The following is a 15,988-nucleotide window of genomic DNA, read 5'->3' as shown; positions in this document are numbered from 1 at the left end:
CCAACCTTAGAAGGTGATGGTGATTTCCGCAATGCCTGTCACAATTCCTTCTATTATACGTTGGGACTTATCATTTTTCACTCTTACTTGATCGCCAGAAGATCCATCTTGCAATGCGGTGCCTTGCGTGGTGATGGTCATACCTGATTTTACTGCTCTGATCGTCACTTTCTCATTACGGCAAACCACGCACACGTCATTGCGCTCGACCACATCACCTAGGCGTACATTGCGCTTGAGTTTTGAGCCGATCACTTGCTCAATATTGGTGAAACCGTCTTTGCGAAAACGCTGTAACTCGATCATTGAAGTGGTTACGTCAGAAGCACTGATGATCTCTCCTCGACCTAACTGGCGGGTAGAAACGATCATTGGAACTGAAGCCGAGATCCTTACCGGAACGTAGACCTTCCAATTGTCTGCGGGGCATTCAACCAAAACGTTAATATTGCTGCGTGTGCTACTGGTTGAAGATGCAGATGTATCAAGGGGCTCTGGGCAATCGGTGGCTTTGATACGTGGATCAATATTTGCCGCATTGACGGACAAATTTCCTCCCGCTGGTTGCTCTACCGTGCTAAGAATGTGCTGCTCGGCGGCGGTTCGGATTTGCTCAAGTTGGTTTTCCGTTGCTGAATGCACAAAAAAGCTAAACATACTGAGCAAGATGCCGATAGACTTAGCGTACTTTGTAAATAACGCTCTACATATTGTCATAGTCAATGGTGTCGAATTTATATTATGATACGCCATACTGTTTCTCTGGTATTATGCCTACCAGTGGTAGAGTATCATTTAAAATCAAAAAGTTTGAGATGGAGATGAGCATATGACGGGGATTCTTGATTCGGTGAATCAGCGTACGCAACTCGTTGGCCAAAACCGATTAGAATTACTGACTTTTCGGTTGATGGGGCGACAGCGTTACGGCATTAACGTATTCAAAGTAAAAGAAGTACTACAGTGCCCTAAGCTGACTTCAATGCCAAATCTACACCCTTTGGTGAAAGGTGTCGCTCATATCCGTGGCCATACTGTGTCAGTGATTGATTTAAGTCTGGCAATCGGTGGCCGCCCAACCACAGATATTGATAAATGTTTTGTTGTTATCGCAGAATTCAACCGTACCATCCAAGCGTTTTTGGTGTCGTCCGTTGAGCGCATTATTAACATGCATTGGGAAGCGATTCTGCCGCCACCTGATGGTGCAGGCAAAGCGCATTACCTAACTGCGGTAACGAACATTGATAACGAATTGGTAGAAATCCTAGACGTAGAAAAGATCTTAGCTGAGATTGCGCCAGTGGATGAAACCATGGATTCAGCTATCGGTGAAGAAATTGCCGTTGCTGAGCAAGCGAAGCCAATTGTTCGTCGTATTTTGATTGCGGATGACTCAACCGTTGCTCGTAAACAAGTTGAGCGAGCAATTACTTCGATTGGATTTGAAGTTGTCTCTGTGAAAGATGGTAAAGAAGCGTACAATAAGCTGCTTGAAATGGCACAAGAAGGAAGCATCTACGATCAGATTTCGTTGGTGATCTCCGACATTGAAATGCCAGAAATGGATGGTTACACGCTAACCGCCGAGATTCGCAGAAATGCAGATTTGAAGAACCTTTATGTTATCCTCCACTCCTCATTGAGTGGCGTCTTCAACCAAGCCATGGTTGAGCGCGTGGGTGCAAACACCTTCATTGCGAAATTTAACCCAGATGAATTGGGTAACGCGGTTAAATCTGCATTAACACAATAAAAGAGACATTAATGACTGCTATTACAATCAGTGATCAAGAGTATCGTGACTTTAGCCGTTTTCTAGAATCACAGTGTGGCATCGTATTAGGTGACAGTAAGCAATACCTAGTGCGCAGCCGACTGAGCCCGCTTGTGACTAAATTCAAGCTTGCTTCGTTGTCTGATTTGCTCCGTGATGTCGTAACTGGCCGCAACCGTGAACTGCGAGTTGCCGCTGTGGATGCGATGACGACTAACGAAACATTGTGGTTCCGAGATACTTATCCTTTCACGGTATTAGCTGACAAATTGTTGCCGGAGATGGCGGCAAATAAACGACCAATTAAAATTTGGTCAGCTGCTAGCTCGTCGGGTCAAGAACCTTACTCAATGGCAATGACCATCTTGGAAACGCAGCAGCGTAAACCGGGTCTATTGCCGAGCGTGTCGATCACCGCGACGGATATCTCAGCAAGTATGTTGGATATGTGCCGAGCGGGTGTATACGACAACCTAGCATTGGGCCGTGGCCTTTCTCCTGAGCGTCGTCGTACCTTCTTTGAAGATGCTGGCGATGGCCGTATGAAAGTTAAAGACAACGTGAAACGCTTGGTAAACTTTCGTCCACAAAACTTGATGGAAAGCTATGCGCTGATGGGCAAGTTCGACATTATTTTCTGTCGTAACGTGTTGATTTACTTCTCTCCAGAGATGAAGTCTAAAGTGCTGAACCAGATGGCAAACAGCTTAAACCCTGGTGGCTACCTGTTGTTGGGTGCTTCGGAATCGCTCACTGGTTTGACCGACAAATTTGAAATGGTGCGCTGTAATCCAGGTATTATTTACAAATTAAAGTAGCGGTAAGCTAAAATAGCGGACTCTTTTTAAAACAATGAAGCCTGACCTTGTGTCAGGCTTTTCTTTTTGTTCCTTTCCATCCCACCATTTCCTTACTCTTTCTGCGTTTCTCCTCGCTAAAGATCTGGCCGTTTTTGCCTGCAATGCACCAAAGGGTGTATATTTTTTAGAGGGTCGAGTTGATTACTCGATTCTATATGACACTCCATCAATCACTTTGGCTTGCTTATTGCAATCCATTACGTCGGTAACAAAAATGGCAAAACGGCATGTTCTATTTTTGGCACGCTAATTGCTTTTTAGTTATCAATAACGGTCAGTTCTTAATGTAGAGGCAAACATGGCTATATCTTTTGACAATGCACTAGGCATCCACCAATACACGGTGGGCGTACGTGAGCGCAATGCGGAGGTGATTTCCACCAACATCGCGCAAGCCAACACGCCTGGTTATAAATCAAGAGGTTTAGATTTTGCTAAGGAATTGCAGGCGGCAAGTTCTGGGGCAAGCATTGGTCTTAGCCGTACAGATGGTCGGCACATTCCTGCCACTACAACGTTGGTCGGGGACAAGCTATATCGTCTTCCTACACAACCTGATACGGGCGATGGCAATACGGTGGATTTGGATTTAGAGCGTAACTTATTTATGCAAAACCAAATCAGACACCAGGCATCACTCGACTTTCTAGGCAGTAAATTCAAGAACTTAACCAAAGCAATCAAAGGGGAATAATTTAGATGAGCTTATTTAACGTTTTCAATGTGACAGGTTCCGCAATGAGCGCTGAGTCCGTTCGTCTGAATACTACCTCAAGCAACTTGGCGAACGCCGACAGTGTCAGCAGCTCTGCGAAAGACACTTACAAAGCGCGTCATGCTGTGTTTGGTGCGGAGTTAAGTAACGCCATGCGTGGCGGTGATACGGTGCCAGTGAAGGTGATGGGTATTGTAGAAAGCGATAAACCGCTTAGTGCGGAGTACAACCCAGACCATCCTCTTGCAAACGATGAAGGCTACATCTACAAGCCTAACGTAAATGTAATGGAAGAAATGGCAAACATGATCTCGGCTTCTCGTGCATACCAAACCAATGTGCAAGTAGCTGATTCTAGTAAACAAATGCTGCTGCGTACGCTGCAGATGGGTCAATAAGGATAAGGGGGTAGCGTATGGCCGGAATTAACAACGTTGGTCAAAGCGGCTTGTCCTATATCGACCAGCTTAAAAGTCTACAAGAGAGCAACAAGAAGACGGAAGAGAGCACTGGTAAGCAAGACCTGAAACAGGAAGACTTCTTATCTTTGCTCACGAAGCAATTGTCGCAACAAGACCCTTTTAAGCCGGTAAGTAATGACCAGATGATTGCGCAAATGGCGTCATTTGCGACCGTAGATGGTATTGGCAAGATGAACTCTCAGTTCGAGAGCTTAAACTCGTCAATGACATCAAACCAAGCGTTACAAGCTTCCTCTTTGGTAGGTCGTGACGTATTGGTCCCAGGTGCGGCGGGTGTGAAGCAAGACAATGCTGCAATGGCGGCAATGGTTAAGCTGGCACAACCAATTGACAACCTGTTTGTTCGAGTGGAAAACGAAGCGGGCCAATTGGTGCGTACTTTTGAGGTAGGTGCGAAACCAGCCGGTGACACTCGTGTACTTTGGGACGGTAATGATGAAAACGGTAATCCATTGCCTGCTGGTAAATACAATGTGAAAGCGTCTGGCTTGGTAGAAGGGGAGTCGCAAGAGTTCCCGGTGTCTACTTATGCGAACGTGAACAGTGTATTGCTAGGCAAGGGTGACGGAAACGTATTACTCAATCTGGCTGGTTTTGAATCGCCAGTTCGACTTGCAGAAGTATTGGAAGTCGGCAAAGCGTAATTCGATAACAGGTCAGGTTAGGAGATTTTGGAATGTCATATGTATCTTTAAGCGGTTTGTCCTCCGCTCAACTGGATTTGAACACCACCAGTAACAACATTGCGAACGCCAACACGTACGGCTTTAAAGAGTCTCGTGCGGAATTCAGCGATGTGTACTCGAACTCTTTGTTCACCAACGCAAAAACCACTCCGGGTGGCGGTGCGCAAGCGAACCAAGTGGCGCAACAGTTCCACGAAGGTTCAAGCATTTACACCAATAACCCAATGGATTTACGTGTGTCGGGTACGGGCTTCTTCGCGGTAGCGAAAGATCGCCTTATCCCTCAACAAAATGAAATGACACGTAACGGTGCATTCCATTTGAACAAAGAAAACTACATGGTAACGGCGAACGATGAGTTCCTACTTGGTTACCAAGTAAACCCAGAGTCTGGTGAGGTATCGTCTTACGAGCCACAACCAATCAATATTCCTGCAGAGTTTGGTAAGCCAAAGCAAACAGCGAACATTGAAGTGGGTGTGAACTTACCGGCTAACGGTGATTTGAAAGATCCAACTCAGTTTGATTTCTCAGATCCAGATACATATAACCGTTCAACGTCTTCGACGATTTACGATTCAATGGGTCAGTCTTACAAGCTAACTACTTACTACTTGAAAGACCAAACTCAGCCGAACACGTGGCAAACTTACTACACAGTAACGGACAAGGGCGGTGAGAAGCCATTGAACGTTGCTAACGGTGATGCGGCAACACCAACGGGTCACGTTGGTCACACGATGAAGTTCAACAACGATGGTACGCTGGCAAGTTTGAACAACGGTCAGCCAATCACATCGGTAGCGTTGGGCGATCCTGCGACAAACACCAACCCAGTGGATTTAAACGGTGCCGATCCTGCGCAAACACTTAACTTTGGTTTAGGCTCAGCGACTCAGTTTGCTGCACCATTCGAGCTGACAAAGTTCGATGAAGATGGCGCAACAACGGGCTTCCTAACTAAAGTAGACTTCGATGAAAACGGTAGCGTATTGGGTACTTACTCAAACGGTGAAAACGTAACATTGGGTCGTGTGGCGCTAGTACGTGTTCCTAACGAGCAAGGTCTGGATAAGAAAGGCGGCACTCAGTGGGATTCAACACAGTTCTCTGGTGATAAAATCTGGGGCGAATCAAACAAGGGCTCTTTCGGCACCATCAACAACGGTATGCTGGAACAGTCAAACATTGATATGACTCAGGAGCTGGTGGATCTTATTTCTGCTCAGCGTAACTTCCAAGCAAACTCACGTGCGCTAGAAGTACATAACCAACTGCAACAAAATATCCTACAGATCCGCTAGTACACTAGCCTGATAATCTGTTTGATCAAGCGCTGCGAGCCACGGCCGTTACCGCTTGGTAACATCATGACATTCATCTGATGCCTAATCTGAATAAACCTCAATTCAGGTTGGGCATGCTTTGATCTTATACTTGCCGCTGTTGCCGCTTTGTGGATCACAATCTTGCCTCTCTAGCGACTTATTCCTTCATTATCCCCTTTTTAAATATCTCGTTTTATATTCAAGCTTTTGATTAATAACATTAATTTAATATTGGCATAACTCTTGCTTTTTACTCCTTGTACAGAGAATTTTTGGAGTAAATTATGGATCGCGCACTGTTTCTCGCAATGAGCGGCGCCAAGCAAAATATGCAGGCCCTGCAATTGCGTGCCAACAACTTGGCAAACGTAAGTACAACTGGCTTTCGTGCTGACTTAGCACAAGCACGTTCCATGCAAGCTTATGGTGAAGGTCTCCCTACACGCGTATTCAGCATGACAGAACGCCCAGGGCATAACTTTGCCCAAGGCAGTGTGATTACTACGGGTCGCGATCTTGATATTACGGTAGAGGGCAATGGTTGGATTTCCGTTATGGACCAAACCGGTAAAGAAGGTTTAACGCGTAACGGCAACCTAAAAGTTGATCAAAATGGCTTGCTAACGAATGCAAGCGGTCATGTGATTTTGGGCGAAAACGACGCGCCAATCACCTTGCCAATCCCAGTATCCAAAATCGAAATCGGTCGTGACGGCACCATCTCTGTACTGCCTCAAGGTGCGCCGGCTGAAGAATTAGAAGTGGTTGATCGTATCAAGCTTGTGCGCACGGACGATCAAAACTTGTTTAAAGATACCAATGGCTTATTCCGCCATAAAACTCCAAACCAGCCTTACGAAGCAGACGGCTCTATCAGCATCCAAACTGGTGCAATTGAAGGTAGTAACGTGAATGCCGTAGGTGAAATGACCGCTCTGATTGACCTTCAACGTCAGTTTGAAATGCAGGTCAAAATGATGAGCACCGCTGAAGAGATGGACAAATCTTCAGATTCATTGCTTCGTATGAGTTAACAGAGTTAGAGGTTCACAATGCATCCAGCACTATGGGTAAGTAAAACGGGTCTAGACGCCCAACAAACCAACATCGCAACGATTTCGAACAACTTGGCGAACGCCTCAACCGTTGGCTACAAGAAGAGCCGTGCGGTATTCGAAGATTTGTTCTACCAAAACATTAACCAACCAGGCGGTCAGTCTTCTCAAAATACTGAACTTCCAAGTGGTTTGATGCTGGGTGCCGGTTCTAAAGTGGTCGCAACGCAAAAAGTGCACACGCACGGTAACGCACAAACCACAACCAACGCATTGGATATGATGGTAGAAGGTGATGGCTTTTTCCAAGTGACACTACCAGACGGCAACATCGGTTACACCCGCAACGGTCAGTTCACCCTTGATGGTGAAGGGACATTGGTGACTTCTGGCTCTGGTTACGCCGTTGAACCTGAGATTGTGATTCCTGAAGACGCGATTTCTATTACAGTCGGCACAGACGGTGAAGTATCGGTACGTATCCGTGGTGAGCAAAACAACGTGGTTGTTGGCCAGTTAACCATCACTGATTTCGTGAACCCTGGTGGTCTAGAGCCTATTGGTCAAAACCTTTACCTACCAACGGGCGCAAGTGGTGATCCACAAGAAGGTGTTCCTGGTCTTGATGGCTTAGGCGAGATTCGTCAATCCATGCTTGAGGCGTCCAACGTGAACGTGACTGAAGAGTTGGTCAACATGATCGAAGCACAGCGTGTTTATGAAATGAACTCAAAAGTAATCTCATCCGTCGATAAGATGATGAGCTTCGTTAACCAGCAATTGTAATCGCTCGGATTAGGAATTAAGGGGCCAATGATGAAACGTATTTCTCTACTTGCACTTATCGCTACGATGTCTGGTTGTACGATGCTAGAACCGATCGAAACTGACGAAGTGAGCCAAGCGACAACCGTGGTAGATGCGGTTGAAGGCGATAAGTCGAAAGACGAGAGCAGCGGCATCATTGATACTCTGCGCGGCAGAAGCGATCCTGTGGCGGGCGATCCGGCATGGGCACCTATTCATCCTAAGCAAAAACCTGAGCACTACGCAGCAGCGACGGGCTCGTTGTTTAGCGCAGAACACATTACTGACCTATACGATGACTCTAAACCTCGCGGAATCGGCGACATCATTACCGTAACACTCGACGAAACGACTCGTGCGACTAAGAGTGCCAATGCCGATCTATCAAAAACCAACGATGCGAAAATGGAACCGTTGTCTGTTGGTGGTCAAGAGTTGCAAGTGGGCGGCAAGTACAACTTCTCGTACGATTTGAACAACACGAATACTTTTGCTGGTGACTCATCAGCGAAACAGAGTAACAGCATCAGCGGTTACATCACGGTAGAAGTCATTGAGGTGCTGGCAAACGGCAACCTCGTGATTCGTGGGGAGAAGTGGATGACGCTAAATACGGGTGATGAGTACATTCGCCTAAGCGGTACTATTCGTCCTGATGATATTACTTTTGACAACACTATTGCGTCAAACCGCGTATCAAACGCAAGAATCCAATATTCAGGGACCGGTTTACCACAAGATATGCAAGAACCGGGCTTCTTGGCACGATTCTTTAATGTAGCCTTATAAGACGCCGCATTGACGGCAATTTGACTGCAAGAGATTAAGTAAGCATGAAAAGAATCCTATTAGCACTGTTGAGCGTTGCGCTGTTTGCAACCACAGCCCAAGCTGCGCGTATTAAAGACGTCGCGCAAGTGGCTGGTGTGCGTAGTAACCAACTTGTCGGTTATGGCTTGGTTTCAGGCTTACCAGGTACGGGCGAATCGAACCCGTTTACTGAGCAAAGCTTCGCGGCAATGCTGCAAAACTTCGGCATTCAAATGCCGCCAGGCACTAAGCCGAAAATCAAAAACGTTGCCGCGGTAATGGTGACGGCTGAATTGCCTCCATTTTCAAAGCCGGGACAACAAGTCGATGTCACTGTGTCCTCTATCGGTAGTGCGAAAAGCCTGCGTGGTGGTACGTTATTACAAACGTTCCTAAAAGGTTTGGACGGTGAAGTATACGCAGTCGCGCAAGGCAATTTAGTCGTGAGTGGCTTTAGTGCGGAAGGTGCAGACGGTTCTAAGATTGTGGGTAATAACCCAACGGTCGGTCTTATTTCTAGTGGTGCCATGGTAGAGCGTGAAATCCCAAACCCATTTGGTCGTGGCGATTACATTACCTTTAACCTTCTGGATTCTGACTTTACCACTGCGCAGCGCATGGCAGATGCCGTGAATAACTTCCTTGGCCCCCAAATGGCCAGTGCCGTTGACGCGACTTCTGTTCGTGTTCGAGCACCACGTGATGTAAGCCAACGCGTGGCCTTCTTATCAGCTATCGAGAACCTAGAGTTCGATCCGGCTGATGGCGCGGCGAAAATCATTGTAAATTCTCGTACCGGCACCATTGTTGTCGGGAAACACGTTCGCCTTAAACCTGCGGCAGTGACGCACGGTGGCATGACGGTAGCAATCAAAGAAAACCTCAATGTGAGCCAACCAAATGGCTTCTCTGGTGGGCAAACGGTGGTTGTGCCGGACTCAGATATCGAAGTGAACGAAGAAAAAGGCAAGATGTTCAAGTTCGAACCGGGCTTAACGCTGGATGATCTTGTTCGTGCAGTCAATGAAGTGGGTGCTGCTCCTTCTGACTTGATGGCGATTCTGCAAGCGTTGAAACAAGCTGGTGCCATTGAAGGCCAGTTAATCATCATCTAATCGATTAGGAGAAAAAAACATGGTGAACAATCCTAACGATATTGGCTTTATTCATGACATCAGCTCCCTTGATACGCTTCGTCAAAAAGCGGTGAAAGAAGGCAAAGATGGCGAGCATGAAGCACTGCAAGCAGCGGCTCGTCAGTTTGAATCTATCTTTACTTCGATGATGCTGAAATCGATGCGTGAAGCCAACGAAGGCTTTGAATCGAATTTCATGAATAGCCAAAACGAAAAGTTCTACCGTCAAATGCTGGATGAGCAGATGGCGAGTAACTTGAGTGCATCTGGCTCGATGGGCCTTGCTGACATGATTGTGAAGCAACTAACCGTTGGTCAAGGTGATGATAAGAGTGAAACAGCCATGCGCGATGCGGCAAATAATGCTGTGGAATATCGTCGCGTGGATCCAAAGAAAGCGCGTGAAATCGAGCAACGTTTAATTGAATCTGGCCAGTTGTCGCGTCCGGGCTCTCAGCCATCACGTTTTGATACGCCAGAATCTTTTGTTAACTCGATGAAGCCTTACGCCGACCGAGCAGCAAAAGCCTTGGGTGTGGAGCCTTCATTATTACTTGCTCAAGCCGCGCTAGAAACGGGCTGGGGGCAAAAGGTGGTTCAGAATGCGCGTGGTAGCAGTAACAATCTGTTCAACATCAAAGCTGACCGAAGCTGGCAAGGCGACAAGGTAACAACGCAAACACTGGAATTCCATGATAATACACCAGTGAAAGAGACGGCGGCGTTCCGCTCTTATTCGAACTACCAAGACAGTTTTAACGATTATGTACGATTCTTAAACGAGAACCCTCGCTACGAAACGGCACTTCAGCAAGGCGGTGATTCCGAGTCCTTTATTCGTGGTATTCACAGTGCAGGCTACGCCACCGACCCGAATTACGCAGACAAAGTACTGCAAGTGAAGCAGAAAATTGAAAGCATGTAATTCATATCGTTATTGAATGCTAAATCTTCATTTGATAAGGCTTGCCATGGTGCAAGCCTTTCTTTTTTCCTAGGTTATTTCCTTTTAATAAACTGGCACACCTTTTGCTAAAAGTTCAGTAGGTGATCGGTTCATTCCGGTTTTATTTCGTTTTTGGGGGCATGTATGGCGTCAGATCTGTTGAATGTAGGTACACAAAGTGTGCTTACTGCTCAGCGACAGTTGAATACAACTGGTCATAACATTTCTAATGCGAATACAGAAGGTTACAGTCGTCAGTCTGTTATCCAAGGCACCAACGATCCTCGCCAATTTGGTGGTTCTACCTATGGCATGGGCGTGCATGTGGAAAATGTTCGCCGCTCTTGGGATCAGTTTGCCGTCAAAGAGCTTAATCTTTCTACGACCAACTACGCAGCCAAGCTTGATGACGAAAAAAATCTCGACTTACTTTCGAGTATGTTGTCGTCGGTCGCGTCAAAGAAGATCCCTGAGAACCTTAATGAATGGTTTGATGCGGTGAAAACCATGGCAGATACCCCAAATGACATGGGCGCACGTAAGGTGGTGTTAGAAAAAGCTAAGCTGCTCAGCGATACCTTAAACGAATTTCACGAAACCGTTCGTCAGCAATCGGATGTGACCAACAAATCGCTCGATATGGGCATTGAACGTGTGAACCAACTTGCTGTCGAGATCCGCGATGTCCACCGTTTGATGATGCGAACTCCTGGTCCTCATAACGACTTGATGGACCAACACGAAAAGCTGATTAAAGAACTTTCTGAGTACACCAAAGTGACGGTCACGCCACGTAAAAACTCAGAAGGTTTCAACGTGCACATTGGCAACGGGCATACCTTGGTCTCAGGTACTGAAGCCAGCCAATTAAAGATGATTGATGGCTCACCTGATGTACATCAACGCCGTCTTGCTATGGTGGAAGGTGGCGGTATTAAAGCCATTAAGTCGGACGACATCGACGGAAAAATCGGTGCGATGTTGAAAATGCGCGACGAACATATTCCTCAAGTGATGGATGAGTTGGGTCGATTAGCGACCGCATTCTCAAGTGAAATTAACCACTTGCAATCACAAGGCTTAGATCACAATGGAAATGTTGGTGACCCGTTGTTTACTGATGTTAACTCAGAACGCTTGGCGAAATCCCGTGTGGTGGCCGGCCCTCAATCAACCGCAGATATGGCGGTGTACATCAATGACATTAGTGCATTAAAGGGTGGGGAGTATTCACTGCGTTACGACGGTGACAGTTACGCAGTGACCAAACCAAACGGTGAAACCGTCAAACTTAATACTGATGCTGGCAATGCAATATACATTGACGGCATGCGTGTCGAAGTGCGCAATGAGCCAAAAGTGGGTGAGCATGTGCTGCTTCGACCAACCCGTAGTAGTGCAGCACAAATGAAAGTCGAAACCACTGATCCAAAAGCAATTGCCGCACAAAGCTATGAGGCATCGACAACCTTTGCCCAAGGTAACGCAAAATTCGAAATTATCGATGCGGGCGACCTGCGTGAATTTGAAGTGGTGGTCTCACCTACGGGCGATCAATTTGCCGTTACCGATACCAAAGGCAATGTGATTATGGCTCCGCAGCCGTATCCGCCTACAGGGCCTGTTTCAGTGTCTTTGCCTAGTAATCACCCGAGTTACAAAAATGGCGGAGCAACGGTATTCGAGCTTAGCTCTGGTGCGCTGGCGAATGACAAGTTTACCGCTAACCTAGTCCCTTCTGAGGGTGATAACGGTAACTTGCGTAAGATGCAGAACATTCAAACTGACAAAAAGATGAACGGCAATGAATCGACGATTCTGAGTTTGTATTACAACTTGAATACGGACGTGGGGCTTAAGACTTCAACCGCAACGCGTTTGTCAGACGTCGCTCAACTAGAAAGTGAAGCGGCACAAGAGCGTGTGGCGTCGATCTCGGGGGTAAATCTCGATGAAGAAGCGGCAAACATGATGAAGTTCCAACAGGCGTATATGGCCTCTTCTCGTGTGATGCAGGCAGCCAATGACACCTTCAACACCATCTTGCAGTTGCGATAAAGGAGGCCCTAGATGTTAACGAGAATTTCTAGCTTCCATAACTACCAGTCAGTGCAGAATGACCTGCGCCGTCAGGAAAACAAGGTACACCATAATCAGGAGCAACTTGCTTCTGGTAAGCAGTTGACCAAGCCGAGTGATGATCCACTTGCGACGCACTATATTCAGAGCATTGGCCAGCAAGAAGAGCAGCTAAAGCAATATCTTGATGCCATTGTTCTGGTTCGTAATCGACTAGAAAACCAAGAAGTGGTGATTGCCAACGCTGAGCAATTCACTGATGAATCGAAACGCATTTCGATGGAAATGATCAACGGTGCGTTTTCTCCGGAAGACCGCGCAGCAAAGAAGCGTGAGTTGGAAGAAATTGCGAATAACTTCTTGGCGCTTGTGAATACACAAGATGAATCTGGTAACTATGTGTTTGCGGGAACGAAACCAAAAACACAGCCATTTTTCCGCGATTCTGATGGCAGTGTCGTGTACACCGGTGACGATTACCAGCGCAAGATGAAGATCGCCAGCAATATGGAACTGGGCATTAATTATCCGGGGAATCAACTGTTCTCGGAGATACCCAATCCGTTTGGCGATTTTGAGCCGCAGTATGACTTGAAGGAAGGTTCTGAGCTCTTACTTGGTCAAGCGACCAATGCATCATCAGACAATGCCAACTACAAAGTCACGTTTGTCGACATGAGCAACGGCAAGTTTGGTTACCAGTTGGAAAAAGACGGCAGTATTGTTCAAGTGGATGACTATTCACCGGTCGACGGGATTCAATACGAAGGCGTCAATATTCAGCTTAAAGGGCAGGTGACGGCAGGAGATAGTATTGCGCTTGAACCACGTGAAACCTTTAGCGTTTTTGACGCGTTTCGGGAAACTATGTCTTGGTCAGACAGTTCAGTGTCGGATGCGTCAGCAACGGCAAAGCTTCACCAGATGACAGAAGAATTTCAAGCGGCCTTCGTTCACATGAACAAAGTCAGAACCGACTTGGGTGCTAAGTTGAGTACGCTCGATATTCAAGAGCAAAACCACGAAGATTTTAATTTGTCTCTGGCGAAAGCGAAGAGCAACTTTGAGGATTTGGATTATTCCAAAGCAGTGATTGAGTTCAGTGAGAACTCACGTGCGCTGCAAGCCTCACAGCAGGCTTTTGGTAAAACAAAAGACCTGACACTGTTTAACTACATCTAGGACGTTCACAGATTTCAATCTGTTGTGATTGTGCTTTATTTTGATGCCTTATGTGCCAAGCCTTAAGCGCGATAAATAGAGTAGAACAAACATGATTGTCGAGCAGATGCGGCACGATTTTACCGAAAGCGGCAATGCGTAAAGTGGCAATGTTAGCGGCAACAGAAAAACAGTGAACCGATAGCGATACATGATGACCTTGCGTGGAATGAAAGCGCAGGAAAATAGAACTAACTTGTTGTTTATTTGTTCGTTTCTAAAAGAGTAAATAATGGTTAATAAGTTGGCACACAAATTGTATTGATGTTGGCAGAACAGACTTACGAGATTCTAAACCCTGCCTTATGGGCAGATTTAGCAAGTAATTTTTACGGTCAGTGCTTATCCAAATGAGAGTAAAGCTGGCCGCTTCGCAAAAGCTTGCGAACTCAAAAGGAGAGCAAAATGGCTGTAACAGTTAGTACTAACGTTTCCGCGATGACCGCGCAGCGTTATTTAAACAAGGCGAGCAACGAGCTAAACACCTCGATGGAACGCCTGTCATCAGGACATAAGATTAACAGTGCAAAAGACGATGCCGCAGGTCTACAGATCTCTAACCGTCTAACTGCACAGTCTCGTGGTCTTGATGTAGCAATGCGCAACGCAAACGATGGTATCTCGATTGCCCAAACAGCAGAAGGCGCGATGAATGAAGCGACGTCAGTGATGCAACGTATGCGTGACTTGGCGATTCAATCTTCAAACGGTACTAACTCTCCAGCAGAGCGTCAGGCGATCAACGAAGAATCATCAGCATTGACTGACGAGCTTAACCGTATCGCAGAAACAACCTCATTTGGTGGTCGTCGCCTATTGAACGGTTCGTTCGGTGAAGCGGCATTCCAAATCGGTTCAAGCTCTGGTGAAGCAATGATCATGGCGCTAACGAGCATCCGCGCGGATGACCAGCGTATGGGCGGTGTGACTTTCTTCTCTGAGAACGGTAAAGACAAAGACTGGGGTGTCGACCCGGCTAAAGCGGACCTAAAAATCACGCTTCCTGGCATGGGTGAAGACGAAGACGGCAACCCTGACGATCTAGAAATCAATATCAACGCAAAAACAGGCGACGATATTGAAGAGTTGGCAACGTACATCAACGGCCAATCTGATATGATCAATGCATCGGTAAGCGAAGACGGCAAGCTACAAGTGTTTGTTGCTCACCCGAATGTTCAAGGCGATATTTCAATCTCTGGTGGTCTAGCGTCTGATCTTGGTTTGACAGAAGATGCAGTGCGTACTTCAGTGCAAGACATCGACATGACAACTGTACAAGGTTCTCAGAACGCGATTTCTGTACTGGACTCAGCGCTTAAGTACGTGGATTCACAACGTGCTGACCTTGGTGCGAAACAAAACCGTCTGAGCCACAGCATCAACAACTTGGCGAACATCCAAGAGAACGTTGATGCATCGAACAGCCGAATTAAAGATACGGACTTTGCGAAAGAAACCACGCAAATGACCAAAGCTCAAATATTGCAACAAGCAGGTACTTCGATTCTTGCTCAAGCAAAACAGTTGCCAAACTCTGCGATGTCACTATTGCAGTAGTTTACCTTGCCTGTGTTCAATACATTCAGACGTGGATGGGAATGCAGGCTTGTGGCAAGCAACTTTATAATAGAATGTGCGGCTCTCTCATCTCTCACCTGCCAATTATTTTCAATGTAAGGTTGCACCCGGTGTGCCGGTTATGTGTTCATTTCTCTTGATCTCCACATAGGCTCTGGCTACCAACCTAGCCCCAGTTCTCTCAAAGGAAAAGGGGCTTTTTCTTTTCTATCTCCTAAATAAAACCTTCTTCACCTTCATCTAACTCACTGCTTTTTAGTGGCTTTTGATTGTTCTTTGCTCAATTTAGAACGCTCGGCTTAAGCTGCAGAAACTTGAGGCCTTTTTTCTATTTTTCTTCAATTTTTCTAGTCAAATCTCGCAAATTCATTTTTTTTGATTTTTTCCTAAAGCTTCTGAAATCCGAGTCGTTAATAGAAGTAACTTTGAGAGAACTACTTGGTTTTCCGAGACGTCGGAAACCGCTACATCGGAAAATCAATTGGAGAAATCACCATGGCAGTGA

The 15,988-nt window shown here is 46.4% G+C and carries 15 protein-coding genes; 14 read left to right on the top strand and 1 reads right to left on the bottom strand.

Annotated elements, in window-relative coordinates; genetic code table 11:
* Nucleotides 1-6 precede the first annotated feature (6 nt).
* Nucleotides 7-753: a flagellar basal body P-ring formation chaperone FlgA gene (flgA, locus tag VJL_RS17235; RefSeq protein WP_038872868.1), complete on the bottom strand. Its 747-nt coding sequence runs from the start codon at nt 751-753 to the stop codon at nt 7-9.
* A gap of 76 nt (nt 754-829) precedes the next feature.
* Here flgA and VJL_RS17230 point away from each other — a divergent pair, with 76 nt between their 5' ends.
* From VJL_RS17230 to VJL_RS17165, 14 genes are all read left to right on the top strand, one after another.
* Nucleotides 830-1,756, top strand: a complete 927-nt coding sequence (locus tag VJL_RS17230; RefSeq protein WP_038872871.1) for a chemotaxis protein CheV — start codon at nt 830-832, stop codon at nt 1,754-1,756.
* 11 nt (nt 1,757-1,767) lie between these two features.
* Nucleotides 1,768-2,595 carry a protein-glutamate O-methyltransferase gene (locus VJL_RS17225; protein ID WP_038872874.1) on the top strand — a complete coding sequence of 276 codons (828 nt, stop codon included), beginning with the start codon at nt 1,768-1,770 and terminating at the stop codon, nt 2,593-2,595.
* 340 nt (nt 2,596-2,935) lie between these two features.
* Nucleotides 2,936-3,331 carry a flagellar basal body rod protein FlgB gene (gene flgB, locus VJL_RS17220; protein ID WP_038872877.1) on the top strand — a complete coding sequence of 132 codons (396 nt, stop codon included), beginning with the start codon at nt 2,936-2,938 and terminating at the stop codon, nt 3,329-3,331.
* A gap of 5 nt (nt 3,332-3,336) precedes the next feature.
* Nucleotides 3,337-3,750, top strand: a complete 414-nt coding sequence (gene flgC, locus VJL_RS17215) for a flagellar basal body rod protein FlgC (RefSeq protein ID WP_038872880.1) — start codon at nt 3,337-3,339, stop codon at nt 3,748-3,750.
* A 17-nt stretch (nt 3,751-3,767) separates the two neighbouring features.
* Complete coding sequence (gene flgD / locus VJL_RS17210) at nt 3,768-4,478, top strand: flagellar hook assembly protein FlgD (RefSeq protein ID WP_038872887.1); 711 nt, start codon at nt 3,768-3,770, stop codon at nt 4,476-4,478.
* A 32-nt stretch (nt 4,479-4,510) separates the two neighbouring features.
* The gene (gene flgE / locus VJL_RS17205) at nt 4,511-5,824 is read left to right on the top strand and encodes a flagellar hook protein FlgE (protein ID WP_009705674.1); all 1,314 of its coding nucleotides are present in this window, start codon (nt 4,511-4,513) and stop codon (nt 5,822-5,824) included.
* 308 nt (nt 5,825-6,132) lie between these two features.
* Complete coding sequence (locus tag VJL_RS17200) at nt 6,133-6,882, top strand: flagellar basal body rod protein FlgF (protein WP_038879788.1); 750 nt, start codon at nt 6,133-6,135, stop codon at nt 6,880-6,882.
* 18 nt (nt 6,883-6,900) lie between these two features.
* Nucleotides 6,901-7,689, top strand: a complete 789-nt coding sequence (flgG, locus tag VJL_RS17195) for a flagellar basal-body rod protein FlgG (protein ID WP_038872892.1) — start codon at nt 6,901-6,903, stop codon at nt 7,687-7,689.
* Nucleotides 7,690-7,719: 30 nt separating this feature from the next.
* Nucleotides 7,720-8,499 (top strand): flagellar basal body L-ring protein FlgH, encoded by a 780-nt coding sequence (gene flgH, locus VJL_RS17190; RefSeq protein WP_038872908.1) that lies wholly within the window; start codon nt 7,720-7,722, stop codon nt 8,497-8,499.
* 44 nt (nt 8,500-8,543) lie between these two features.
* Nucleotides 8,544-9,635 carry a flagellar basal body P-ring protein FlgI gene (locus tag VJL_RS17185; protein ID WP_038879784.1) on the top strand — a complete coding sequence of 364 codons (1,092 nt, stop codon included), beginning with the start codon at nt 8,544-8,546 and terminating at the stop codon, nt 9,633-9,635.
* 19 nt (nt 9,636-9,654) lie between these two features.
* Nucleotides 9,655-10,581: a flagellar assembly peptidoglycan hydrolase FlgJ gene (gene flgJ, locus VJL_RS17180; protein WP_038872895.1), complete on the top strand. Its 927-nt coding sequence runs from the start codon at nt 9,655-9,657 to the stop codon at nt 10,579-10,581.
* A 165-nt stretch (nt 10,582-10,746) separates the two neighbouring features.
* Nucleotides 10,747-12,660 carry a flagellar hook-associated protein FlgK gene (flgK, locus tag VJL_RS17175; protein ID WP_038879780.1) on the top strand — a complete coding sequence of 638 codons (1,914 nt, stop codon included), beginning with the start codon at nt 10,747-10,749 and terminating at the stop codon, nt 12,658-12,660.
* A 12-nt stretch (nt 12,661-12,672) separates the two neighbouring features.
* Nucleotides 12,673-13,863, top strand: a complete 1,191-nt coding sequence (flgL, locus tag VJL_RS17170) for a flagellar hook-associated protein FlgL (protein WP_038872898.1) — start codon at nt 12,673-12,675, stop codon at nt 13,861-13,863.
* A 444-nt stretch (nt 13,864-14,307) separates the two neighbouring features.
* The gene (locus tag VJL_RS17165) at nt 14,308-15,462 is read left to right on the top strand and encodes a flagellin (protein WP_038872900.1); all 1,155 of its coding nucleotides are present in this window, start codon (nt 14,308-14,310) and stop codon (nt 15,460-15,462) included.
* Nucleotides 15,463-15,988: the final 526 nt, after the last annotated feature.

Origin of the sequence: Vibrio jasicida CAIM 1864 = LMG 25398, from assembly GCF_000400365.1 — a bacterium.
Lineage (GTDB): Bacteria > Pseudomonadota > Gammaproteobacteria > Enterobacterales > Vibrionaceae > Vibrio > Vibrio jasicida.
This window is presented reverse-complemented; position numbering and strand designations above follow the sequence as displayed.

Coding starts and splice junctions, on each gene's coding strand:
- flgA (WP_038872868.1), bottom strand. CDS start 753: ATGGCGTATCATAATATAAATTCGACACCATTGACTATGACAATATGT.
- VJL_RS17230 (WP_038872871.1), top strand. CDS start 830: ATGACGGGGATTCTTGATTCGGTGAATCAGCGTACGCAACTCGTTGGC.
- VJL_RS17225 (WP_038872874.1), top strand. CDS start 1,768: ATGACTGCTATTACAATCAGTGATCAAGAGTATCGTGACTTTAGCCGT.
- flgB (WP_038872877.1), top strand. CDS start 2,936: ATGGCTATATCTTTTGACAATGCACTAGGCATCCACCAATACACGGTG.
- flgC (WP_038872880.1), top strand. CDS start 3,337: ATGAGCTTATTTAACGTTTTCAATGTGACAGGTTCCGCAATGAGCGCT.
- flgD (WP_038872887.1), top strand. CDS start 3,768: ATGGCCGGAATTAACAACGTTGGTCAAAGCGGCTTGTCCTATATCGAC.
- flgE (WP_009705674.1), top strand. CDS start 4,511: ATGTCATATGTATCTTTAAGCGGTTTGTCCTCCGCTCAACTGGATTTG.
- VJL_RS17200 (WP_038879788.1), top strand. CDS start 6,133: ATGGATCGCGCACTGTTTCTCGCAATGAGCGGCGCCAAGCAAAATATG.
- flgG (WP_038872892.1), top strand. CDS start 6,901: ATGCATCCAGCACTATGGGTAAGTAAAACGGGTCTAGACGCCCAACAA.
- flgH (WP_038872908.1), top strand. CDS start 7,720: ATGAAACGTATTTCTCTACTTGCACTTATCGCTACGATGTCTGGTTGT.
- VJL_RS17185 (WP_038879784.1), top strand. CDS start 8,544: ATGAAAAGAATCCTATTAGCACTGTTGAGCGTTGCGCTGTTTGCAACC.
- flgJ (WP_038872895.1), top strand. CDS start 9,655: ATGGTGAACAATCCTAACGATATTGGCTTTATTCATGACATCAGCTCC.
- flgK (WP_038879780.1), top strand. CDS start 10,747: ATGGCGTCAGATCTGTTGAATGTAGGTACACAAAGTGTGCTTACTGCT.
- flgL (WP_038872898.1), top strand. CDS start 12,673: ATGTTAACGAGAATTTCTAGCTTCCATAACTACCAGTCAGTGCAGAAT.
- VJL_RS17165 (WP_038872900.1), top strand. CDS start 14,308: ATGGCTGTAACAGTTAGTACTAACGTTTCCGCGATGACCGCGCAGCGT.